General features: G+C 45.5%; 22 protein-coding genes, 1 tRNA gene and 1 riboswitch. Of the genes, 5 read left to right on the forward strand and 18 right to left on the reverse strand.

Going from position 1 to position 24,613, the window contains the following annotated elements:
* Positions 1–384: 384 nt before the first annotated feature.
* The 13 genes from FME95_RS03375 to FME95_RS03435 form a co-directional block, all read right to left on the reverse strand.
* A complete protein-coding gene (locus tag FME95_RS03375; RefSeq protein ID WP_147713017.1) occupies positions 385–1,329 on the reverse strand; it encodes a DMT family transporter in 945 nt (314 codons plus the stop codon).
* Positions 1,330–1,470: 141 nt separating this feature from the next.
* A riboswitch (FMN riboswitch) is annotated at positions 1,471–1,642 on the reverse strand.
* 92 nt (positions 1,643–1,734) lie between these two features.
* Positions 1,735–2,802 (reverse strand): ABC transporter ATP-binding protein, encoded by a 1,068-nt coding sequence (locus tag FME95_RS03380; protein WP_222709897.1) that lies wholly within the window; start codon positions 2,800–2,802, stop codon positions 1,735–1,737.
* A 3-nt stretch (positions 2,803–2,805) separates the two neighbouring features.
* Positions 2,806–4,434 (reverse strand): ABC transporter permease, encoded by a 1,629-nt coding sequence (locus FME95_RS03385; RefSeq protein ID WP_147713018.1) that lies wholly within the window; start codon positions 4,432–4,434, stop codon positions 2,806–2,808.
* Between the two features lie 152 nt (positions 4,435–4,586).
* Entirely contained in the window at positions 4,587–5,606 is a 1,020-nt protein-coding gene (locus tag FME95_RS03390) for a Fe(3+) ABC transporter substrate-binding protein (RefSeq protein WP_222709898.1), read from the reverse strand.
* Positions 5,607–5,693: 87 nt separating this feature from the next.
* The gene (locus tag FME95_RS03395; RefSeq protein ID WP_147713020.1) at positions 5,694–6,296 is read right to left on the reverse strand and encodes a YitT family protein; all 603 of its coding nucleotides are present in this window, start codon (positions 6,294–6,296) and stop codon (positions 5,694–5,696) included.
* A gap of 279 nt (positions 6,297–6,575) precedes the next feature.
* Positions 6,576–7,391, reverse strand: a complete 816-nt coding sequence (locus FME95_RS13805; protein ID WP_342783512.1) for a methylglyoxal synthase — start codon at positions 7,389–7,391, stop codon at positions 6,576–6,578.
* Between the two features lie 23 nt (positions 7,392–7,414).
* A complete protein-coding gene (locus tag FME95_RS03405) occupies positions 7,415–8,137 on the reverse strand; it encodes a YebC/PmpR family DNA-binding transcriptional regulator (RefSeq protein WP_147713021.1) in 723 nt (240 codons plus the stop codon).
* 186 nt (positions 8,138–8,323) lie between these two features.
* A complete protein-coding gene (locus tag FME95_RS03410; RefSeq protein WP_147713022.1) occupies positions 8,324–9,448 on the reverse strand; it encodes a 1-acyl-sn-glycerol-3-phosphate acyltransferase in 1,125 nt (374 codons plus the stop codon).
* 91 nt (positions 9,449–9,539) lie between these two features.
* Entirely contained in the window at positions 9,540–9,842 is a 303-nt protein-coding gene (locus tag FME95_RS03415; RefSeq protein ID WP_147713023.1) for a hypothetical protein, read from the reverse strand.
* A 2-nt stretch (positions 9,843–9,844) separates the two neighbouring features.
* Positions 9,845–10,504, reverse strand: coding sequence for an HAD family hydrolase (locus FME95_RS03420; protein WP_147713024.1), 660 nt, complete (start codon positions 10,502–10,504; stop codon positions 9,845–9,847).
* Positions 10,505–10,630: 126 nt separating this feature from the next.
* Positions 10,631–10,885 carry a hypothetical protein gene (locus tag FME95_RS03425; protein WP_222709899.1) on the reverse strand — a complete coding sequence of 85 codons (255 nt, stop codon included), beginning with the start codon at positions 10,883–10,885 and terminating at the stop codon, positions 10,631–10,633.
* 113 nt (positions 10,886–10,998) lie between these two features.
* Positions 10,999–11,658, reverse strand: coding sequence for a hypothetical protein (locus tag FME95_RS03430; protein ID WP_147713025.1), 660 nt, complete (start codon positions 11,656–11,658; stop codon positions 10,999–11,001).
* A gap of 194 nt (positions 11,659–11,852) precedes the next feature.
* Entirely contained in the window at positions 11,853–13,271 is a 1,419-nt protein-coding gene (locus FME95_RS03435) for an aminotransferase class V-fold PLP-dependent enzyme (protein ID WP_147713026.1), read from the reverse strand.
* 126 nt (positions 13,272–13,397) lie between these two features.
* Between FME95_RS03435 and FME95_RS03440 the strand changes: the two genes are divergently transcribed.
* Entirely contained in the window at positions 13,398–13,853 is a 456-nt protein-coding gene (locus FME95_RS03440) for an Lrp/AsnC family transcriptional regulator (RefSeq protein WP_147713027.1), read from the forward strand.
* A gap of 44 nt (positions 13,854–13,897) precedes the next feature.
* Here the strand turns inward: FME95_RS03440 and hemG are convergent, their stop codons facing one another.
* From hemG to FME95_RS03455, 3 genes are all read right to left on the reverse strand, one after another.
* On the reverse strand, positions 13,898–14,413 hold the full coding sequence (gene hemG / locus FME95_RS03445) for a menaquinone-dependent protoporphyrinogen IX dehydrogenase (protein WP_147713028.1): 516 nt from the start codon (positions 14,411–14,413) through the stop codon (positions 13,898–13,900).
* Positions 14,414–14,564: 151 nt separating this feature from the next.
* Entirely contained in the window at positions 14,565–16,721 is a 2,157-nt protein-coding gene (gene feoB, locus FME95_RS03450; RefSeq protein WP_147713029.1) for a ferrous iron transport protein B, read from the reverse strand.
* Entirely contained in the window at positions 16,721–16,948 is a 228-nt protein-coding gene (locus tag FME95_RS03455; RefSeq protein ID WP_147713030.1) for a FeoA family protein, read from the reverse strand. The genes feoB and FME95_RS03455 overlap by 1 nt, the downstream gene beginning before the upstream one ends.
* A 235-nt stretch (positions 16,949–17,183) precedes the next feature.
* Here FME95_RS03455 and FME95_RS03465 point away from each other — a divergent pair.
* Together FME95_RS03465 and FME95_RS03470 are read left to right on the forward strand one after the other, a co-directional pair.
* Positions 17,184–17,275: transfer RNA gene (locus FME95_RS03465), tRNA-Ser, on the forward strand.
* A 208-nt stretch (positions 17,276–17,483) separates the two neighbouring features.
* Positions 17,484–18,092, forward strand: a complete 609-nt coding sequence (locus tag FME95_RS03470; RefSeq protein WP_147713031.1) for an alpha-ketoglutarate-dependent dioxygenase AlkB family protein — start codon at positions 17,484–17,486, stop codon at positions 18,090–18,092.
* Positions 18,093–18,103: 11 nt separating this feature from the next.
* Here FME95_RS03470 and FME95_RS03475 read toward each other — a convergent pair whose 3' ends face one another.
* Positions 18,104–18,463 carry a DUF4870 domain-containing protein gene (locus FME95_RS03475; RefSeq protein ID WP_147713032.1) on the reverse strand — a complete coding sequence of 120 codons (360 nt, stop codon included), beginning with the start codon at positions 18,461–18,463 and terminating at the stop codon, positions 18,104–18,106.
* Positions 18,464–18,959: 496 nt separating this feature from the next.
* On the opposite strand from FME95_RS03475, the gene FME95_RS03480 reads away from it, so the two are divergent.
* Complete coding sequence (locus tag FME95_RS03480) at positions 18,960–20,846, forward strand: methyl-accepting chemotaxis protein (protein WP_147713033.1); 1,887 nt, start codon at positions 18,960–18,962, stop codon at positions 20,844–20,846.
* A gap of 147 nt (positions 20,847–20,993) precedes the next feature.
* Here the strand turns inward: FME95_RS03480 and FME95_RS03485 are convergent, their stop codons facing one another.
* Entirely contained in the window at positions 20,994–21,311 is a 318-nt protein-coding gene (locus tag FME95_RS03485) for a hypothetical protein (protein WP_147713034.1), read from the reverse strand.
* A 444-nt stretch (positions 21,312–21,755) separates the two neighbouring features.
* Between FME95_RS03485 and FME95_RS03490 the strand changes: the two genes are divergently transcribed.
* A complete protein-coding gene (locus FME95_RS03490; RefSeq protein ID WP_147713035.1) occupies positions 21,756–24,572 on the forward strand; it encodes a glycoside hydrolase family 9 protein in 2,817 nt (938 codons plus the stop codon).
* The last annotated feature ends 41 nt before the right edge of the window (positions 24,573–24,613 follow it).

Consider the following 24,613-nt stretch of genomic DNA (forward strand, 5'->3'; position numbering starts at 1 on the left):
AAAAGTCGGTTGTTCGAGTAGCTAACAATAAATCTTTTTTAAAAAAGAACACAGTGAGTAAGATCAAAACATCTGTGAACTTTTTGAACAATCCTTGTCGGCACTCGACTATTTCTAGTTCGTCTATCTCTATTTTGGCAGGCGTTAGCTTTCAGCCTAGCCTCTGCCGAGTCACAATAACCTCAGTTACCGGACCGAGTTAAATGAGCCGCTAAGGGTTAACTCAGCTTCACAATTAACTACGGCATAGAATAGCAACTTATATTGAGTCACAGTGTGAACTAGAGCCGCTTTACAGTATCTTTTATTATCGCTGTGGCAATTTTATTTAATTACCTATGTCATTGTTGATACTGCTGTTATTAGAGTTCAACAAACGCAGCATTAGCTGATGGTTGTTTGACGCTTTGTGAACTTTTGCAGCCACTGAGCAACATCAACATGCACAACAAAACTTCCCAACACCAACAGGCAACTACCAACCAACTGAATAGGCGTTAATGTAATATCAAGCACCAGCCAATTAATAACACCAGCCATAAGAGGAAAAGCCATTTCAGCCAAGGCACTGTGCTTAGAATCGATTCGCTTTAAGCCTTGGTAATAAAGCAACATACCAAGAGCTCCAGAAAGCAAAACCATCAGGGCGATCTTTTCAACCTGCAACAGCGATACGGTTTGTTCCAACGGGCTGTTTAGTAAAAACAACGGCAGCAACACCAACAGGCCAACCGAAAATCGACCGTTCATAATTTGCGAGCTGCTGTAACCCTTCATGGAAAGCTTTTTGCCAAACACAGTACTCGCACCCCAACTGACAACAGCAATTAAGGCCAAACCATAGCCCATTAGCCGTGCCGATAATTCGGCCGTATAGTGCCAGCCGCTGGTCGCTAAAAACTGAATAATGTCGTGATACATCAACATAAAGCTGCCGGAAAAGGCCAAGACAACACACAGTAGATAACCACTGCTTAATCGCTCTTTTAATAACCAAGCCGATAAGCTAATGGCAACAACCGGTTGGAGTTTTTGCAATAAGATCACCAGCGTTGGGTTCATATAGGAAAACGCCTGAGTGAAGGTCAAGGTACCAATAGCTGAACCAAAGCCACCAATGACAACCAGTGCGAATAGATCCTTGCGATCGAAAGGCCAGAATTTGTGTCGACGAACCGTAAACCACAACCAAAAACCCAACACTAAAATAAAGTGCTCTATCAGCACGATATTCACTGCTGAGACACCTTCGTCCATTAATGGATAACGAATCAGTGTATCGAGCGCCCAAAAAAACGTCGCGAAAATAACGAGAATAGTACCTGTCACAATTGAATCCTTAATTCTATATACAAGGGTGACAGAGCTGCTTAGGAAGGATATGAAAACACAATGACGCCTGAGCCCACTTATTAACCGACAACAGCAAAAGACAGCTGTGCCAAATTAATCGCGGATTCACGCATCTAGTTTCGACTTCTTCCATCCGGACTATAACCGTCGGCTCAGGCATTTAACCTGATCTGCTGACCTTACCTAATTTAGATAAGCGCTCGTGGGCTCCCGCCTAATGATGCAAGGCGCATCATCAGTTATTGCGATTACCACCGGTGGGGAATTTCGCCCCGCCCTGAAGTCAGTTGCTAATCATACATTTCAGCGATAAAAAGAAAAGCGCTATCGGCGGCTTATAGAAAAAAGCTTGATGCTCGGCAAGCTTCACTGTGAACATGCTCAGGTTTGATCAAACAACACCATGTGATCAAGTTCGAGGCGGATGCCGATCATTTCACCGATGGCATGATTATGATGACTCGGCGCTTGGCAAGGTAATAAACAGCCATTACTAAGTTGTACTTCGTATTGAAAAAAGCTGCCCTTAAAGTGTTTACGCGTGATACTCGCCTGATACGGGCTTTCATCATCATGCAAAATATCATCTGGCCGCAGTAACAATAACTTCTTCTGCCCTGCCGTTGCCGCTAAGGGCTGCGGGCTGGTGAGTACGCCTAGCTCAGTATTTATTTGCTGACTATTAAGTAGCTCGACCGGCAGAAAGTAACCATTGCCGACAAAATCTGCGACATAACGATTGACCGGTTGGTGATACAGCTCATAAGGCGTAGCAAATTGCACGATCTTACCGTCATCCATCAGAGCGACTTTATCGGCAATGGCGAAGGCTTCCAGTTGATCATGAGTAACGAATAAGGCGGTTATTTGTTGCTGAATTAAAATACTGCGCAACTCTACTAACAAGCTATCTCGCAACATCACATCCAAACCAGAAAAGGGTTCATCCAGCAATAATAAGTCCGGCTCTGGAGCCAGCGCTCGGGCAATGGCCACCCTTTGCTGTTGACCACCCGATAATTCATTCGGGTAACGCTGTTGATAATCGCTCAAGCCAACTAACGCCAACAGTTCTGTCACTCGACGGCGCTGCTCTGGCCGACTCAGTTTAGCAAGACCAAAAGCTATATTTTGTCCAATCGTTAAATGCGGAAACAACGCAATATCTTGAAACACCATGCCCACTCGTCGATGCTCAGTAGCCAAACTCGACTGCGGGCTGGCGAGTTGCCGATCACCTAACTGAATTGTTCCGGAGGTTAATTCACCAAAGCCAGCAATCAACTTTAATAGAGTCGACTTACCACAGCCACTGGCTCCCAATAAGCAACCTATTTCACCGGCCTGAAGCTGTAAGCTCAAGCCTTTAATAATGGTGTTTTGACCGTACGCGGCAGTCACTTGATCTACGATCAGTGGCAAACACTGTTTAGCCATAGCAGAACTCATAATTTAGCGCTCTCGATAAATAGATTTCGTCAGTAGATAGACCGGAATCAAGCCTACCAAAACAATGGTTAATGCCGCTGGTGCTGCCTCATATAGGCGCTCATCGCTGGCTAACTCATAAGCCCTAACGGCCAAAGTATTAAAGTTAAAAGGACGTAAAATTAACGTTGCTGGCAGCTCTTTTAATACATCGACAAACACCATCAAAAAGGCCGTTAACAGACTGCCTTTAAGCAGTGGCATATGGATTTGATAAAGGGTTTGAGCCGTGTTTTTACCTAACGTTTTGGCACTCTGATCAATAGAGGGTTTAATTTGTGCTAAAGCACTGCGCGCAGCACCGAGCGGCATCGCCATAAAGCGTACACAATAAGCAAACAATAACGCCATCAAGGTACCAGAAAACAACAGCCCTAAATCTTTTGAGAACAAGCCCGACAATAGTGGTACCAACTGATGATCTAACCACGCAAAACTGGTCAAGACACCAATGGCGATAATCGTACCTGGCAAGGCGTAACCTAATGACGCTACCTGTACAGAGGCTTGTGTTAATCGACTGCGATTAAAACGCTCAGCATAGGCTAGCAATAAGGCTATCGCCGTTGCGATCAAAGCAGCCACGGCTGCGAGCATCAATGAGTTCCACGCCAAAATAAAAAAACTGGCGGTGAATTGCTCAACATACTGCAGACACCACACCAGCAATAGGCAGACGGGAATTACAAATCCAAACAACACCGGCAACAAACACCAGCTAAATGCCAAAGCCCCTGCCAGTGGCGATAACGAGATTTTAGCAGGCTGAGCCGCGGCTTCGGTGTTATTAAAATATTGCTGTTTACGACGTGAATACTTTTCTAGCCAGATCAATAAAGCGATTGCAGATAACAATAAACTCGCCAACTGAGCAGCAGCAGCTAGATTGCCCAAACCATAGTAGGTTCGAAAAATTCCTGTGGTAAAGGTCGGAATACCAAAGTATTGCATGGTGCCGTAATCAGCCAGCGTTTCCATTAACACCAACGAAACACCCGCGACAATGGCTGGCCGAGCAAGTGGTAAATTAATTCGCCAGAACGTTGACCAACCACTATTACCAAGACTCCGACTGGCCGCTGCCAAGCTGCTCGACTGCGATAAAAAAGCCGCTCGCGCGAGCAAAAATACATAGGGATAGAGCACAAAAATAAGCATCCAGATGGCCCCGCCCAATGAACGGATCTGTGGGAACCAGTAATCACCGTATCGTAGATCAAAGCTGGTGCGAATCCACTGCTGCACTGGGCCAGAAAAGTCCAGCAAACCGGTATAGCTGTAGGCAATAATGTAGGCAGGTATCGCCATTGGTAGCATCAGTAATAGATTAAGTAAGCGCGAGCCTAAAAAATGATACTGACTGGTGAGCCATGCCGTAGAAACACCAATCACCAGCACGCCAGCACTAACGCCGATACTCAAATAAAAAGAATTTTTTAGATAGTCTGGCAACACCGTTTGTGCCAGATGCTGCCATAACGCAGCCGAGCCAGAAAATACCTGACTGACAATGACAAGAATAGGCACGGACAACAACAGCGCGATGACTACCGCCAAACCACTGAACCGATCCACCCGCTTAAGTCTTTTCATCCAACGCCTAATCTATGTGCTTTGATAATCGACGGCTGTCGCCGTCGGCAATACTCAGCTCAGCAATGAACAACAGGCTGAGCGATCAACTCTTCTAACAAGAACGGTCTGACTAACTAACAAGGACGGCCAGACTAACAAGAACTGCCTTACTAGCGCCAGCCTGCTTTATCCATCAGCTGTACCGCAGCTGCATTATTAACACCTAGCACGCTCAAATTTAAAGCATCGGCTTTAAAGTCACCAAGGCTTTTCAATGCTTCAGAAGCCTCGATACCCTGCACGACTGGGTACTCGCTATTGACCTCTGAATACCATGTCTGAGATTCATCAGTGAGCATAAACTCAATTAAACGAATTGCCTGTGCTTTATTTTTAGCAGATTTTGTTAATGCAATCCCACTGACATTAACATGCGTGCCGCGATCGTCTTGGTTTGGCCAAATCACGCCTAGGCGCTGAGCGATTTTTTGGTCAATGGCTTTATCACTGATCAGCAGGCGGCCAAAATAATAGGTATTGGCAATGGCAATATCACAGACACCAGCAGCTGCGGCTTTTAATTGGTCGGTATCAGCACCTGCCGGCGGGCGAGCAAAATTAGCCACTAAACCTTGAGCAAAAGCTAATGCATTGGCCTCGCCTTCGGAGGCAATCATCGATGCCATCAATGATTGATTATAAATATTATCTGACGACCGAACGCAGATTCTGCGCGACCATTGCTCATCGGTTAAATCGGAGTAGCTGGTAATGAGGCTAGGATCGACTCGATCTTTAGCATAAAAAATAGGCCGAGCACGTAGAGTTAAGCCTACCCATTGTTGGTCGACATCGATGAGGTGTTCAGGAACCCGCTGGGTAATAAAATCACTTTCTAACGGCTGCAACAGTTGCGCGACTTTAGCGCGATGCAATCGCCCTGCGTCAGCGGTCACCAATAAATCTGCCGGTGACTTACTGCCTTCTAAAGATAATCGGCTAATTAAGGCATCGTCAGCACCGGTGATAAGGTTCACCTTAATACCAGTTTGTTCGGTAAAACGATCAAGTAGCGGCTTAATCAATGCTTCTTTACGTGAAGAGTAAACATTAACCTCTTCAGCAAAGGCTGGAAGCTGTATAGAAAGTAACGTGATCAGCGCTAAAGAAAAAAACTTGGATACCATCATACAATGCCGTCTCATGCTAAAAAATAAAGCTTAGCACTCAACGGCATCGAATGGGAATGACTTGCATTTCTAGCGATGTAAAAATTTCTAGGTGATTTGATAACGGCCAGGCTTGTGGTTAACCGCGATCACCATATTCATCGCAACCGCACCTAAAATGGAAAGCAGCAATGTCGTAAACGGCACCAAGAAAAAGCCCACGGTGATAATGCAAACATCAACCACCAACTGGAAACGCCCGGCATTCATAATGCCCTGCTCTTGTAGGTATTTTGCTAACACACCTAGGCCACCCAAACTGGATTGATGGCGGAACATTATAAGGATGCCTAAACCAACCAATAAACCGCCACTGATTGCAGCAAAGAACACATTAACATCCGTTACCACCCACAGCTTGGGTAATAGGTCTGAAACAAACGATACGGTGGTGACTGCAATAAAGGTATTCAACGTAAATCGCTTACCCATTCGGGTCCAAGCCAAATAATAGAATGGTAAATTGACTAAAAAGAAGGCTTGGCCAAAGCTTAAAAATGACACCTTTGTCAATATCAAAGCGATGCCCGCAGTACCGCCAGTTAAAAAACCACATAACTTAAACAGATAGACGCCAATCGATACCGCCGCAGATGCGGTAATCAACGCTAATAGGTCCTCTACCAATGGGTGTCGATGTTGTTGGTTCAACAGCTTTTCCTCTAAATGAAGGTTGAGTCAGAAGCGCCGAATAGTAAAGCATCACCGATAAAGGAACAGCGCACGCCGGAAAATAAAAACCACGCATCAGACCGTCATTTGTAAAGTTAAAACTACAATGGCAGCAAAATTGAACACCTACCTGTGCAGAGTCAGCAATTCGCAGGCATAAAAAAGCCGAGCATCTCTGGCTCGGCTATTCATCGTACAAGTCGTGCATCTTATAAGCTGTGCATCGACTAAGCTGTTTGTCGACTCAACTAAACAGCATTAACTCAGGGTCGCGACCTGACGCTCAGTGTACAGGCTAAAGTCTGGCGCTTCGCGCTCATAGCCTTCGTGCAGCAACGGAGAATGAATCATAAAGTCGGCTGAAGCTCGGTTACAGGCAACAGGAATATTATAAAGTGCAGCAATACGTAACAGCGCTTTAATATCAGGATCATGTGGCTGAGGTTCTAGCGGGTCCCAAAAGAATATCAACAGATCAATTTCACCTTCGGCGATTTTTGCACCAATTTGCTGATCACCACCTAACGGACCACTAAGAAGCTTTTGTACCGGGCGACCTAATGCTTCTTCAATAAGACGACCCGTTGTGCCGGTTGCAAAAATGCCAATCGTTTCGAACAGAGGCTGCTTTTGCATTGCCCATTCAACTAAGTCTTTCTTTTTATTATCGTGCGCTACTAGCGCTATGTTTCGTTTGCCTTTCATATTCGACTTCCTGATTGTTATTTTATTGACCAATTCAGCCCTGTGCTTCAAGCCGAGCCACGCTAGGCTGCCCAAGAGAACGCCTATGCCGTTAGCTACTATATCCAGTAAACTGAAAAAGCGATAGCCAGTTAGCCCCTGTAACAGTTCAATTAAAACACCAAATAGGCAGGTAGCCAAAGCAGGCTTTAGCAACTGTTGATAGCCGATTGCGGCGAAAAAGCTTAACAGGCTATAGGCCAATAGATGATTCAGCTTATCGTTCGGCGAATAGCTAGGCTGATCCACCGGCAATAACGACAAACAAAATACGGTGGCCAACAACAGATAAAACAGACAACGAAACAAATATTGCCGACCAAGACTCATCGTTAAATCCATAGTGCTAGCGACTAATCGACCAGCTCAGCATTGTGATAAACATTTTGCACGTCATCCAAAAAGTTAAGCAGCTCTAAGAATTTATCGAACTGCTCTCGATCTTCACCGCTGACTTCAACCGTAGTTTGTGGCACAAACTGCACTTCGTCGACATCAAATTCAACGCCTTCAAACGCAGCAAGCAGTGCTTGGCGGGTTTTGGCGTATTCTGTATTGGGGGTAAAGACCGTAACTTTGCCGTCGTCGCATTCAATATCGGTGACATCAACATCGGCTTCCATTAATACTTCAAGCACGGCTTCTTCATCGTTGCCATCAAATACAAAAATAGCAGCATGATCAAACATATGGCTGACCGAGCCTTGTCCGCCAATCTTAGTTTTTACTTTGTTAAAGCAAGATCGAACATCACCAAAGGTACGGTTAGGGTTATCCGTTAGGCAATCGACGATAATCATCGTATTACCAGGGCCAAAGCCTTCGTAACGCGCTACATCAAAATCTTCGCCACCACCACCTTTGGCTTTATCAATCGCTTTATCGATAACGTGAGCCGGCACCTGATCTTTTTTGGCTCGCTCAACAAGCGAAGCCAGAGCTAAATTACTTTCTAACTCAATGCCTCCAGCCTTAGCACATACATAGATTTCGCGGCTGTATTTGCTGTATATCTTAGCCTTCATATCCGATGTTTTAGCCATCGATTCTTTGCGGTTTTGGTAGGCGCGACCCATAAAATTACCCTATATCAAACATAAAAGAGGCCAGATTCTATAAAGAATATCGACTGCGAACTAGCCTTAGCGCGCGATTTTAATGATATGCATTAAAAGAGGTGCAAATAGCTTTAGCCGAAACTGGCTGTTTTTTAGACAAATACAATCGGTACCAACTCAACCGACACATCGCCGTAAGAGCTGCTACAACGGCGGCTGATTAGCCTGCATGCGCAACGCATTGGCGTATTGCTTTAAGATCAGCGGTTGAATCTCTTCTCGTGCCGACTGAACCCGCCGCTGCAATCGCTGAACGCTGTCTGGCTGCTGATCATCGATCTGAACTGTCTCACTAGAATCAAGCTGCTGTTGTGCCCAGTAGTTGGTAGCAAACGGCTGATAGTTTTGATGTATCTGCTGATCAATAGCGCGAGCCACTTCATCATCAGACTGGAAGTCGCCATTGAGCACTTCACCAAATTCTAAATGCACTCGCCCCTTCCAGCCTGTCATACCTTGAGCAATGGAGCGCAAATCTTCATCTTTACCCTTACGATAAGAGCCTTTAGTTTGCTGTGCATGTATTTCTCGGGCCTTGGCAAGATCCAGTGGATCTAACTCATAACTGATGGCAACCGGTACAATATTTAATTCATTGATATAGTCGGCGTAAGCTCGATCTTTGGGTCGGCTTAGGCTGAACATGCCTATAACGGCAGAATTGGTACGGTCGTAACCGTCTTTTGCCCGGCCTTCACGTTGAGCGATCCAAATGTTGGCGTGCTCTTCAAGAATAGAAAAATGAATGTATTTTGATAACTGCTGCGCAGCCTTGAGTCGTTCTTTCATGCCCTTTAGGCCACGCTTTACAATAAAGCTTTTATTTAAGCGCATTAGGTTGGACGAAAATGGCTTGCTGAGCAAATTATCACCAACGGCAATACGCGCAGTCGCAAAACCATTGAGGTGCAACGCCCAATTCATCATCGTTGGGTCCATGACAATATCGCGATGATTAGAGACAAAAAGGTAGGCTTTATTTTTATCTAAACGCTCTAGCCCATGTACAGAAAAATCAGCAATGGACTTTCGTAATAGACGACGAATCACCGGCGCAAGCTTTAATTGAAAGCTATCAATGGAGCGAACGTTCCATGAGTAGGCTTTAAGGAACCACCGAATAAGAGTGCGAATAAACCAAGGCGCTTTCTTATTGAGCGATGGAGCAACCCAGGCAGCAATAGTTTGGCTAAATTCAGGGTCGTTGAGTGTCTCTTTTAATACAGTACGTGCTTCGGTGTCGTTATAAGGGCGAATATCGTCAAACACTAAAAAATCTCATTTTCAAAAATCGGGCATAGACTAGAGCAATCCTCTGCACTTTACAGCCTTTCTTTTCATTTTAACGACCAACCTCTACTTAAATCGTCCAGATCAAATAGCCGTCACTTAATTGGGCAGTAAAAGTAGGCTGCCTTGCCAATATGTAATCGGCTCCGGCTAACAATGCAAACAACAGATCATCGTTATACAGCTGGTAATCCTGTGCCTGTGGTTGCTGAACAAAACGAGCCAAGCCGATCTTTGCAACGTCAGGCCAGAGCTGTAAAAAACGTTGCTGCAATGGTGCTGGAATATCAAATTCGAGGCTTTGGTGCTGCTCCAGCCATTTTAGTTGAACCGTCGGTTGGTTTAACAACCTGTTCAGAGGCACTCGCTGCATCGTTACTCACCTCGGCCAGCGAACCAGTCAGGCAATAGTGCCAGCGAGTCCAACGCTACCGCCAATTGGTCACGCCAGTCATTTGATGTAGCTAATAGATCCGGCACATGCACCACCTGAGCACCAGCAGCGAGCCCTGCTTTTACGCCATTGGCGCTATCTTCGATCACCAAACAATGCTCAGGCGAAACATTCAACAAGGATGCGGCCGCCAAATAGGGCTCAGGATGTGGCTTGCCACAAGACACCTGATCGCCGCCGATCAAGGCGGTAAAATAATCCAACAACCCGGTACGCTCTAACTTTAACCGCGCCTGTTCAGAATGCGAGCTAGTCACCACCATCTGCGGCAAGCCCTGTTGTTTAAAATATGTTAACGCTTGTTCAACGCCTGGTTTTACCTGTAAATCCGTCTCGATCAACTCAAGCAAACGATCACGCACCGCGCCATAGTAGCGCTCGCATTGAGCTAAAGAAGGTTCTACCTTGGTATACCATTGCAAGGTGCTATCACGATTCAAGCCGATGGTTTCTAAATAGCTCTGAGCCGGATTATCAAATAAATGCAACGGAGTATTAACCTCGACAAAGGCCTGTTGGCAAAGCCGTTCCGTGTCGAGTAGTACGCCGTCCATATCCCAAAGAATTGCTTCAATTTGCATATCCAAAGCCTTTTCTAACCGCTCACTATTTAAACGGGTTTTATCTATTCATAAACAACCAACCAGCTAAGTGGTTAGCGACAATTAGGTAGCAATCTCTTAACAAGGAGCGATTAACATGCTGCGCTAAGAGGTCTGTATAAAAAACTTACCGATACCGTAGGCATACAGGATAAGAAAAATAAGATTTACATATTTTAATTGCCGTTCGGTATGTAACCAGGCGCAATAAATCCAAATAAGGCAAAAAGGTACGCTGATAAACATGGTGTAAGGGTACCAATCTTGAATGATTGCAATAGTACTGATAACGCCCAAAAACAAAGCTAACCACTTTAGCGGCTGTTCGTATTTTGCAAACCTCATTAAAAAATCTGTCATATTAGAAACTCTGTCATATCGTTCAGCCTCAATTTTTTAGGGTTTAATTCTTTGTCTTAGCATGCCTTTACGTTCTCACCTAACGATGCCGTTACCTTCCACTGATGATGGCTTTATTTTATAACGGGGTAAGCAATATCGCCCCAGTCTTCGTCGCCGGCATTTAACATGATGCGAATAATCACCGGCATTAAAAAGCTCAACAAGCCAGCTCCGTCTTCTACCTGCCGACGATTCACCTGACTTAAAAAGGTGGCACCGCCGAAAATCAATTGATTACGCAAGACAAAAAGTCGATCCAACACCACCAAACACAGATCAGCGACTCGCTGACGGCTAAGCGCATTTAATGCCTCTAACGACGACTGATCAAACTCGGCCCGCCAATGTTCATTGCCCTGCCGTTGAGACTGCCAAAACGGATGAAACACATAAGGATTTTTAATCAGGTTTTTAACGTGCAGCGAGTACTCTTCCCACAGGCAGCTATAGATCGCGCCATCGAAATCGTGCTTGATTAGTAATTCGATAAACTGAGAAAACTGCTGATGTTCTGCCAGCGCTTGTGTTTCCTGCTGGTCCAATGCGCAACAGGCATTTAATGAAACCCACAAGGCAATAAATTTCATGTCGGCGTTATCAGCCTGCTGTGCGCAGTGCAGCCAGCTAATGGCTCGATGCAGCCGAATGGCCTGCTCGTTTGTCAAATCAGATTGGCGATCTTTGAGTTCTTTTTTAAGCGCCAAAACTAATTCAGATGTGATAGCGGTCATGCACCATTCCGTGTAACCATAAAGGCTTAAGTTAACACAAAATCGACGGTTTGAGCTATTGATCCTCGAAGGCTGTAGCCTTATCGCCGTGCAGCCCTTCCCAATGAGCCAGCAGTCGCCTGATGACTTCTGGCTCATTAACTTAACTACTTTAACCCACTTAACACCTTGACTCGCTTAACTTCTTAATCCACTTAACTCAATGACTGCCAAAAATCCAAATGACTCTGCTCTGGCGTAATCTGAGTATCTGATGGCAACTCGGCAACAGCCGCGATGGCATCCGCAATGCTATCAACCTGTTCATTTGTCATCATAGGGTGCAGACTCACCCGAACCCAGCCGGGTTTAAGATAACTGGAATCTTGACTCAAGTACTGAGAAATAGAGTTCGAACGAGCTTTATCAATATCGAGCAAATAATGGCTGTAGGTGCCTGCGCAGGTATAGCCGCCTCGGGTTTCAATAGCATAACGCTCACTCAGAGCAACCACCGCTTTACGGTAATCTAAATTGCTAAACACCAATGAAAACACACTCAACCGTTCTCGTTGATGTCCAGACAGCACACGCACATTGGCTATCTGATCCACTCGATCAAACAGCCGCTTATTCAACACCGCCTCTCTTTGCGCCATTGCCGACACGCCCATTTCTTCTTTTAACTGGATCGCCAAGGCGGTTTTTAAAACCTGTAAAATACCGGGGGTACCACCGGACTCGCGCTCCTCAATGTCATTAATATAGCGCTGACCACCCCATGGGTCAGTCCAAACAACGGTGCCTCCGCCCGGCACATCCGGTACCTTATTAGCGTAAAGGCTCTCATTAAATACCAACACACCACTGGAACCTGGGCCGCCCAAAAATTTATGCGGTGAAAAAAAGATCGCATCTAAGCGCTCTTCTTCATTCGGGTGCATATCGATCTCAACGTAAGGCGCTGACGCGGCAAAATCGACAAAGCAAACGCCACCTGCCTGATGCATGATTTTAGCGATCTCCCGATACGGCGTTTTAATACCAGTAACATTAGAAGCCGCCGTTACCGATGCTATTATCCGAGTATTAGCAGGCAGCTTTTGAAGATCGTCTCGAAGCCATTGTAAATCGATATCATCACCTTCAAGCATCGGGATAATACGAACCTGCGCCAAACTTTGCTGCCACATGACTTGGTTACTGTGATGTTCACGATGCGTCATATAAACAACCGGACGGTTCTCCATATGGGCAGCAATCAAGTTCTTATGGCTTTCATGGCACGACAAGCCCAATATTCGAATCAACTTTGCTAAAGCGGCGGTCATACCAAAACCAACATTCAGCAAAATATCCTGCTCTAATGCATTCACATGCTGTTTAATTTTTTGCTTAGCCTGCTCGACTAGAGCTGTCATTTGCCGACCACTATAACTGCTTCGCGTATGGGTATTAGCCATGACGCTGCCAGCTACATCAACCAAGCGTTGCTCAATCGGCCGGTACAGCTTGCCGCCTGCCGTCCAATCGGCATAGATTCGATGAGGAGATTGTTGATCATGAATAGTATTGCGGCGAATCTCTGACCAGAAATCATACTCCGGCTGTTTAGTTACACTTGGTTGAGTCATTAGGTTTTACTCAGAAATTGGTATTTCCGATATAATATTCCCTATCTACTGCCCTTTTTTTCTAATTATCTGCTCAAAATACGATAGTATTGGTAAAAATTACCAACATAATGACAATTAATAGAAATGATTGATTCAACAGACAAACAAATACTCCAACTACTACAAAGCGACGCGACACTATCGGTACAGCAAATTGCCGAGCGCATTCATCTCACCGTAAGCCCCTGTTGGCGCCGTATTCAAAATTTAGAAACAAAGGGGTTTATCGAAAAGCGTGTGGCGCTGCTAAACAGAGCCAAGCTTGATTTAGGTATCGATGTGTTCGTTTTTGTGCGCGCCAAAACCCATAACGACCGCTGGCTGGAGCAATTCAGTTCTGCCGTCGAATCGCTGCCAGAGGTTTGTGAGGCCTACCGCATGAGTGGCGAAGTCGATTACTTATTAAGAGTGGTGGTGAAAGATATTCAGGCATACGATCATTTTTATAAGCGCTTAGTCAGCCGAGTCGATCTTGCCGATGTTAGCTCCAGCTTTGCTATGGAACGCATGAAATACACAACAAAGCTGCCGTTAGAATAATCGCTTGCTTGGTCTTCACATCATTTAACGATTGAGAGCCTCTACTAACTATTTAAAGTCTCGACAAAACGCGAAACATCATCCCAATTGGTGTACTCAATCGTACTGACACCATCGGTACAGCCGCCGGTCATTTTCATAATAAAGCGGATCATTTGCTTATCAAAAAAACCGTATTTCGGGTAAGCCAGCTGCCCAGCAAACATAGCGATATGATCGGGTAGCCAGCCGGTGCGTTTGAGAAATTTCTGAATATAGCTGCTTGTATCAGGATCATTCTTACCGGGTTTACGCGCGGTTAAATTTACCGAGAAAAAGGCAGAGTCAATCGAGGCTAACCATTCTCGATGCCGCTGAATCAATTTAATTAAATCCTTGTTGTAATGGCCGTAACGAATCGAGCTGCCGATAACAATGCGACTCACCTGCTCCCGCTTTGGGTAATCTTCGAACGACTCAAACGGAATCACATCGACATCATCTGGCCAATCTTTGGCCATGGCTTGAGCAATTTTTTGGGTTTGCCCATCAACCGTAGAATAGATAATCAGGCTATGCACTGGTGGCTCCTATCGAGTTTTTAGCCATCATAACAAATAATAAAAAAAGCACCCTTAAAGAGTGCTTTTCTTTTAAAAAAACTTTTTTTCTAAAGGATACTTTTACTTTAAAAAGTACTTTTACTTTGGCTGACAGATTGCGCACTCATGTTTAGCAAGTATGCCTTGATTGAGCACCAACATCCCTCAATGGAATACGATTCATCATGACCGCTTCCGAAGGCTTACCAATCTGTTTGATCACCCAGATATAAAAGCTCATTAGCGCCAACATCGCTGCAATCCATAAGCTTGAACTCAACCAATGCTGAACAATTGTGCCAGCCTGATACAGAATCGTCGCAGTGGCATAGGCCAATACGGTACTCCAACTAACAACCACCCAAGCCCAGCGTGGCCCAGCTTCTCGCACGAGCGCGCCAATAACCGCAACACAAGGTGTATACAATAAAATAAACACCAAGTAACAGAAGGCCGCAAAGGGAGTGACAAACAACGACAACATAGTGACAAAGGTTGCCGAGCTAACTTCCTGCTCCTCTGCAGCCTGCTCAATAGAGTCGTAACTTCCGACACGAATGCCTAATGGATCCATCAGCGCTCCGGTTAGGTCGAGCGTGTTATAGCCAATACTGGCAAAGGCCTCGATGGTTTGCGCCCACAAGTTCAACGCTTCTTCATCTACCACGTCCTGCTGACTCGCGACATCGGTATAGAGTGAGTCCAAGGTGCCAACAACCGCCTCTTTTGCAAAAATACCGGTGATCACACCAACCGTTGCAGGCCAGTTTTCGGTTTGCACGCCCATCGGCGCTAACACTGGCGTCACCTTCATACTAATGGCACTCAATACTGAAGCTTCGCTGTCTTCATTACCAAAGCTACCATCGGTACCCCAAGAATTTAAAAACGATAAGGCGACGACGACAATAACAATGGTCTTGCCGGCATTTTTCACAAAGCCTTTTAGTCGGTGCCAGGTGTTCATTAAAATATTTTTCGCTGCAGGCAAATGATAAACCGGCATTTCCATAACAGAGCTTGAAAGGTCTCCCTTATAGAGCGCTTTACGAAAAACCCAACCGGTAGCAATAGCCATAGCAATGCCCATTAGGTACAGCCCAAATACGACGTTTTGGCTGTGAGTACCAAAAAAAGCTGCGGCGAATAATGCATACACCGGTAAGCGAGCGCCACACGACATAAAGGGTGCCATTGCCATGGTAACCAAACGATCAGACTGTCGATCTAACGTTCGTGTCGCCATCACCGATGGCACATTACAACCAAAGCCAACAATAAGCGGGACAAAGGCTTTACCTGGCAAACCGATGGCTTGCATCATGCGATCAACAACAAAGGCCGCTCGGGCAATATAGCCTGACCCTTCCAACAGGGATAAACCCAAATATAAAAAGCCGACCACAGGAATAAATGTCCCAACTAACTGAACACCGCCACCTAGGCCATCGGCGACAATCACCGCACTCCAATCAGGCAGGTGCAAGCTAGCAAATAACTGATGCACGCCATCGACCAACCAAGCGCCAAGAAAAATATCGAAAAAATCAATAAAGACGGCACCGACATTAATGGCAAAGGTGAACAGTAAATACATCACCAATAAAAAAATCGGCACACTCAAAAAGCGATTCAACACTAACCGGTCGATGCGCTCAGTGACACTCACCGTCTGCTCTGCTTGCGACACACTGGCCGACACCCATTGAGCAACAACCGCTAAGCGCTGTTGTATTTTTTCTAAATCGTCACCCTTTATAATTTCGACCTGTTCTGCTACCAAAGCCTCTTGCAGGCACGCCTTAACAGCTTCAACAGCCGTTGATTGAGCAGCAACAATACCTACTACAGGCAGACCCAGCTGTTTGCTGAGAGTATCAAGATCGACCTTAACCTGTTGCGATGCGGCGACATCAAGCATGTTAACAACCACAAGCATAGGTACTTGGAATTCTCGTAACTGATGCGTTAACAATAGCTGGCGGTCTAAACAGCTGGCGTCGACAATATTAATAATAAAATCTATGGATTCATTCTTTAAAAAAGTATGTGCTATTTGCTCATCAATACCTGAATGCTCTTGTTCTAAAGAATAAATCCCAGGGAGGTCAACCAATTCGATTTGAGAACCGTCAGCTAATTTAAATAGCCCTGTTTTTTTATCGACGGTCACTCCCGGCCAATTACCGACACGCTGATGCGTTCCAGTGAGGCCATTAAACAATGTCGTCTTGCCGCAGTTCGGATTACCGATCAGTGCAGCACGTTTTATGTTTTGTCTATTCATTAGCTTGCCTCCAACAAAATATTGTCTGCATCAGTTCGGCGAACACTTAAAAAGGTGGTACCGATTTTTATCTGCCAAGGACAACCTGCTGGCGCGACATGAATAATTTTTACGTTAGAACCTGGAATTAATCCTAGCGATAAATAGCGTGACTGCTTCGCCGCGTCAGACTTGCTGAACCCGGATAAAACACCCGATTGACCGATCTTTAATTGACTGAGCTGCATAACTGACCTCCTACTTTAGTTGGATAGATCATAAATAAAAATCATTCTCATGCGAGAACTAACCCCAGTCGCGTTGATATACGTCAACAGTAAATTTATTGGCCAGCTAAACAGCGCTTCGTGCAGTGCTTGGTTAAAATGTCATCAAAAATAAACTTTTTGTTACTTTTCAGCAGCTTAGCGATATTTTTTTGTTGACAGCAACGCTGAGGTCGGTATTATGCGCCCCAATCACGGAGAGTTGGCAGAGTCCGGCTGAATGCACCTGACTTGAAATCAGACGTACACGAAAGTGTACCGGGGGTTCGAATCCCTCACTCTCCGCCATATTCCAAACAAAAAAGGCCACCCAATATGGGTGGCCTTTTTTGTTTCTGCTGTATTCTTATTATCTCTAGCGCCCTTTTTACTATCAGCCAGCTCGCTTCCGATCTATGTTATTTAATGCTGCCGATAACTAGAACTAGATACCCGACTGACATTCGGCTTCAAAACCGATATTGTCGCTTCGACCTAACTGCTCTTCGGCTGGCTTATGGACCTGATAGAACAACTGGATAACCAATACCGAAACCTGCTCCCCGTTGATGGCATTGTTCATTATGTACCGAGAGTATTGCCGCAAGCTAACGCCGAGCATTATTTAAAACAGCTGCTTAAAGAGGTCGCATGGCAGTCTGACGAAGTGGTTTTATTTGGCAAAACGATTACCACCAAACGAAAGGTAGCTTGGTATGGCGATGAAGCTTTTCAATACAGCTATTCAGGGCGAACAAAAACTGCTCTGCCTTGGCTGGATTGTCTGCAAGATTTAAAAACAATTACCGAACAAGCCTGCAATGAACGATTCAACTCGTGCTTATTGAACCTCTACCACAACGGTGATGAAGGCATGTCTTGGCACAGCGACGCCGAACCAGAGCTCAAACCTAATGCCGCTATTGCGACGATAAGCCTTGGTGGTGAGCGCAAATTTTCATTGAAGCACAAGACCAGCAAACAAACCGTACAACAACAATTAGAGCCTGGCAGCCTATTAATCATGAAGGCAGAAACACAACGCTATTGGCTGCACTGCGTACCTAAAACAAAAAAACCAGTACCTGCCAGAATTAGCCTAACGTTTCGCAGCATTGAGACTTAGCCTCAACGGCACTACTTTAGAAATGGAATGCTTAGAGGGTAAACCCACGGTTGAGCTTGATAAGCACGTTGGCCAGCGACGATCACGAACAACAGATTAAACAGCGCTAAAACTAAAATACCCAGTGCGCCTACTGGGGTAATAATCAATACACTGCAAATCAAATAATAAATAATCAGACTTAAAATCCAATTGGTCGCAGCCTTGCCGTGCTTATCGATTTTAGTACTTTTCTCTTTATTAGTGGCCCACATAATAACTGGCAGAACAAAGCCTAATCCTGGCAGCAGCAGACTGGTTAATTGACTCAGGTGAAGTAACATACAGTAGGTATCGGCTTTCATTCCCCAATAATCATCGTTATCTAACATGACCACTCTCCTAGTCTATAAATCGGCATAGAAACAACACAACCAAAATAGCACCTAAAGAGATGCCTATATGGTCGCGTATTGTCATTCTAATTTGTGACAAGCTGGTATATTTCAACCGATAAGGTCGTTTTTATATAAGCCAACAAGCACTGTGATAAAATTCACAAAACACTAAACCATTTTGTATATCTGCCGATACTGTCAACATAAGCCGATGAATCTTAGACTCGCGGGGTTCTTTATAGCCCTTACCTAAAGACTAAAGAGCCGCCACTGTTCAAATGAGCCTCAAGAATCGTTGCTTTGCTACACCAGCACTATCGTTATACGCACCAACTGTTAAGCCATATCGGAACCTGATCCATCATTGTTGATAGACCTACGTTAACGCACCGACATGGCTGTTTATAAATCGCAAGGCCTATGGTTTGAAGGCTAAATAAAACAGCCTAGTTGTTTAAAGCATCTGCCAGCAAAATAATAGGAATTACACATGTCTGTACGCTTAAAAATGATGCTATTAAGCAGTGGCTTAATTGCGACAGTCGTGGCCATTATCTCCACGATCGGCTATTTAAATTTCAAATCCGAATCGATAACCAGCGACACCGCCCAACTACAAACTAAAGCGACTTTAATCTCTAAAGCGGTTGAGCAGCGTATCGATCGAATTTTCGATGTCCTAAACACCGGTGCCAGCGAGTTAGCCGTTTACAGTGACGAAACTCTAGAGCCTGACCGTGTCCTAGAAAACCTGAATAATATTGCAGGTAATTTGGATGTCATGGGCGCTCACATGTCGATGAAAAATGGAGATATCTACGCATCGCTCGCCGGCGGTTTTGTCAGCAGCGTTAACGCCAAAGATGCAGGCCGCGAGTGGTACGTGCGTGTTTTTGAAGGTGAAGATAAAGTCATGACCGATGTCTACACCAATGGTGAAGGCAATCTGGCTATTGCCATGTCCGTACCTGTATTTAGAGATGGCAACAAGGTCGCATTGGTTGCTGTCAACATTGATGTTGATCTGATTACTAATTATGTTGCCAGCTTATCGGATAACAACCAGGTTTATGTTTCTCGAGCAGATGGCTACCTGTTAGCTGCCAGCGATCCAGAGTTGATTGGCCAAAACATCTATGAACTTTATCCTGACTTTATCGATTACAAAGATGCTGAGCAAAGCATTCATAAATATCAAGATCACGGTATTAGCAACTATGTCGCCTCAGCCAAACTTGCATCTCAAGGCTGGAACATATGGACTTACGACACACAAGACGCCATCTATTCAGCATCGAAAAAGAATCTACGTTTAATTCTTATTATTGCGATTGTTTTTGTCTTAATTTCAATCTCGCTGATCTACCTACTGATAGAGAATTTAATCTATAAACCGATCGGTGGTGAACCCGCAGAGATAGAAAGTATTGTTAAAAAAATTGCTGCCGGTGACTTATCGGTAACCTCGACTAATCAATATAGAAAAAGCGGCGTCTACTTCGAAGTAATGAACATGGTAGACAACCTAAAAGACATGATTAGCCAAATTAACGAAACCTCAACAGATGTACGAGAGTGCTCTAACCATATTCAAATGGGTGCTGCTGAAGTTTCTAAAAATACCGACGCTCAAATGCAGCAACTTGAACAGACCGCATCGGCTATGAACGAGATGGCCGCCTCTGCGCAGGAAATTGCAAACAATGCTCAACACGCATCGACTGCGGTTAATGATGCCAATGAACAGGCTGCTCATGGTTTATCTGTTGTCAACGAAATGAGCACGGATATTAGCCACCTCTCGATTAGCATTAATGAGGTCAAAGATGTCATTGTCGATCTGGCACAGCAAACAGAAGACATCGGCAGTATTCTCGATGTTATTCAAGGCGTTGCTGAGCAAACGAATCTACTGGCATTAAACGCCGCTATCGAAGCCGCGCGTGCCGGTGAACAGGGTCGTGGTTTTGCTGTCGTTGCCGATGAAGTCCGTAACCTAGCAACTCGCACACAAGAAAGTACTGATGAGATTCAGCAAGTTATTAATAAGCTACAACAGGAAGCTTCACGCTCAGTGACATTAATGCAAAACAATGCCACCAGCGCTGAGTCTACCGCGTCAAAATCTACGGAGGCTGACCTCGCGCTCTCGGCGATTAATAAGTCGATTGAAGAAATCCAAAGCATGAATACACAAACAGCCGCTGCGGCAGAACAACAAACCAGCGTCGCAGAAGAAATCTCAAATAGTGTGATTCAGCTAAACGATATGGCGAAAGGCGCATTTGAGCGAGCGACTAAAAACAAAGCGATGGCCAGTAAGTTAGAAGAGTCTTCCAAATCGTTAAATCGAGAGATCGAACGCTTTAGCGTCTAATCGATTGGCTTTGAGCTAAATCTATACTCTTAGTTAGTTGCTCTCATAAAAATAGACTCATAAAAAACACATTCATAAAAGACGTTCACAAAAAAGGGAAAGGCAATCGCCTTTCCCTTTTTTTATCTAAAAACCGAGATATTCTGATTAAAAGTTTCGCTGCATAGCCCGTGCTAAGTCTGAAGCAGTGCCATAATCTGGGCCCGAAACAACAAATACGACTGAGTTTTCAACTTCACTAGAACAGCCAACGGCACCCTTATACTCACCATAAACACCAACTCGATCTTCACTAACGTAAGTACCTGACTTTAATCGGAAACCCGAAGCCTTCAGCGCCGTTTCTGCTCTTTCTAAGCAATTTTTGCCATCGTATTGGGTTAAATAAAATTCAATTTGTGGGGCGACTGCATGCGCAAAAATGGGACTTAAAGCAAGCAAAGAAACTAACGCTAGTTTTTTCATAAAAGCTCCGAATAAAGGATCTCAAAGTTGGTCGGCTAACATAAGTTAAAACGATGACTCCGTCTACATACCCAGTTCTCACTTCCCAGCCTTGCTCGTAAAAGCCACCCTGTTGCCAATGCTTAACTCTCAATGAATATTACCTTGATCTGACACAGTGGAAATGTCCACCACCATTAGGCGAGGCTATCAATTAACTAACGAATTAAGCTGCCAATTCTGTGATCTGTTTATTAATTATGATTGACCCTGACTTATCATTGTCAAAATGACCTGCTATGTTTTTACACGCTGCCTTGAATAAAAATAACAACATCGGCAGCAAACGCGAATCTAATAACCCTAACCTATTGCTATGTAAGGATCAGGCAACTTGTAGTCTTGTTTCGCTATAAGCGCGTCAGCATTGGCGTGCAAATAATAATAGACATGAGGCACTGCACTATGAATAAAACATTCAAAACCACCTTAGCGCTGGCGATAACGCTGGCTGGCTCTGCGACCAGCTATGCGCATAATTTTGCTGAAGCGCTACAAAAATCGATTTACTTTTATGAAGCCCAACAAAGCGGCCCACTGCCCGACTGGAACCGTGTTGAGTGGCGAGGCGACAGCGCCTTAACCGACGGGGCTGACGTTGGTCACGATCTCACCGGCGGTTGGTTTGATGCTGGCGACCACGTTAAGTTTGGTTTCCCGATGGCGGCCTCTGCAACCATGTTAGCCATGGGTGTGGTTGAATACCCTGAAGCTTACGCAGGCACTGGCCAGCTTGAACACATTAAAAACAACTTACGTTTTGTCGCCGATTATTTTATTAAAGCCCACACTGGCGAAAACGAACTCTATGGCCAAGTCGGCTCTGGCTCGGCAGATCACGCCTGGTGGGGTTCAGCTGAAGTTATGCCCATGGAGCGCCCTAGTTTTAAAATCGATACAGAAAACCCCGGCTCTGATTTAGCCGCAGAAACTGCTGCTGCCTTAGCTGCGATATCGATGGTTTTTGAGCAAGACGATGCCGCCTATGCCGCAGAATTATTAAGCCATGCGGAACAGCTTTATAGCTTTGCCGATAACTATCGCGGTGTTTATTCTGATGCGATCACCGATGCTTCAACCTACTACAACTCTTGGAGTGGCTATCAGGATGAAATTGTCTGGGGTGCTATTTGGCTATACCGAGCCACCGGCGAACAAAGCTATCTCGACAAGGCCATCGCCGAGTACGATTACCTCAACACCGAACAGCAAACCACCATTAAATCTTATCGCTGGACCCAAGCTTGGGACGATAAAGGCTATGGCAGCTATGTACTGTTAGCAAAACTTACCGGTGATGATGAATACAAGGCCGATGCCGAACGCTGGCTCGATTATTGGAGTGACGGCTATAACGGCGAACGTGTAACTTACACCAGCGGCGGTTTGGCTTATCTAGATCAATGGGGCGCAGCTCGCTATGCTGCAACGACGTCTTTTTTAGCGCTGATCTATTCTGACTACCTCAATGAGGTTGGTGAAAGCCTCGATAAAGCCGACAGCTATTACAACTTTGCTGTCTCACAAATGGATTATATTTTGGGTAATAATCCAATGAACATGTCCTACCAAATTGGTTACGGCGATGTTTATCCAACCTCCCCGCACCATCGCACTGCTCATGGTTCTTGGGCAAACAGCTCGTCTAATCCAACCGACAACCGCCATACTCTAATCGGTGCGTTAGTCGGCGGGCCTGACTCAGATGATGGTTTCGAAAACGACCGCTCCGATTACATCCTCAATGAAGTCGCAACCGACTATAACGCTGGCTTTACTGGCGCTGTCGCTCGCTTGTGGCTCGACTTTGGCGGTGAGCCAATTGCCGAGGCAGACTTTCCACCAGCCGAAACACGCGATAACGAGCTGTATGTGGAAGCCAAACTCAATTCCAGCGGTAACCGTTTTGTCGAAATCGCGGCCATCACTTACAACCATACCGCTTGGCCGAGCCGTGTTACCGACGATTTAAAATTCCGCTACTGGGTTGACCTAACTGAGGAGTTCGCTGCGGGCTATAGCCTTTCTGATATCAGTGTCTCAGCTGCTTACAGTCAGGCAAATTCGATTTCCGATCTGATCCATTGGAGTGACAACCTCTACTATGTTGAGGTTGATTTTTCCGGCGTCGAAATCGCACCGATCAGCGCCAGCGACTCGCAACGCGAAGTGCAATTCCGCATTGCACTGCCAACCAACACAAACGCAGCAGAATGGGATAACAGTGCCGATCCGAGCTGGAACGATGCCTACGCAAACGGCTATACCCTCACCACTTCGATTGCCTTGTACGATGGCAACGACTTAGTCTGGGGCCAAGAGCCAAGCGCCTCGTGTGGTGCCGACACTGGCATTAACTGCGCACCGACAGCAGAAAGCATCAGTGCTGTTACCGCCTATGAAACACCAGTTATGGTGACGCTCAGCGGCGATGATTCCGACGGTATTGTCAGCAGCTATGCCCTAGCCAGCAGCCCTGAAAACGGTTCTGCTTCGCTCAGTGGCAGTAGTGTACTGTACACGCCGGACTCAAACTTCTATGGCACCGACAGCTTTACCTATACCGTCAGCGATAACGACGGCGACGTTTCCGCACCAGCCACAGTTTCAATACAGGTTGAAGCACCGATTATCCCTGCCGTGGTTATCAGTAATTTATCCGATGGCGATGAAGTGGAAATCAATAGTTCTGTTGCTGTGATGATTGATGTTGAAAACGCAGAAGGTGCCAATGTTTATCTCGACGGTGTCTTCGTCAGCGCTATCACAGGTGACGGAACCGCCTATGTCGATATGCCAGAAACCCCGACTCAGGTTGTCATCAGCGTGGTCGCCACCGATGCCTATGGCACTGAATACTCAGCACAACAGAGTGTAATGCTGAATGTAGTTGATGAGGTTGTGGTCGTTCCAGTCGATGACATCAGTTGCGACTTGCTCTCGGTTGATTCCTGGAATACCGGTTTTGTACTCAACCATGTCACCGTAACCAACAATGGCAGCGAAGCGATCAGCGGCTGGACTGTAACGATTCAGTTCGATCAGGCCATTAGCCTAGTCAATAGCTGGACATCTGTAGCGACACTCTCCAGTGATGGCACAGTGTTAACCGTCAATAACGCAGTCTATAACGGCTATCTTGCACCCGGTGCAAGTGCCGAGTTTGGCTTGCAAGGCGGCCACAATGGCAGCTTTACCACGCCAACCTGTACGGCTCAATAAACTTTAAATTGAAGCTTTAAACGGCAACTCAAGGAGCAAAG

It is taken from the genome of Reinekea thalattae, assembly GCF_008041945.1.
Classification (GTDB): domain Bacteria; phylum Pseudomonadota; class Gammaproteobacteria; order Pseudomonadales; family Natronospirillaceae; genus Reinekea; species Reinekea thalattae.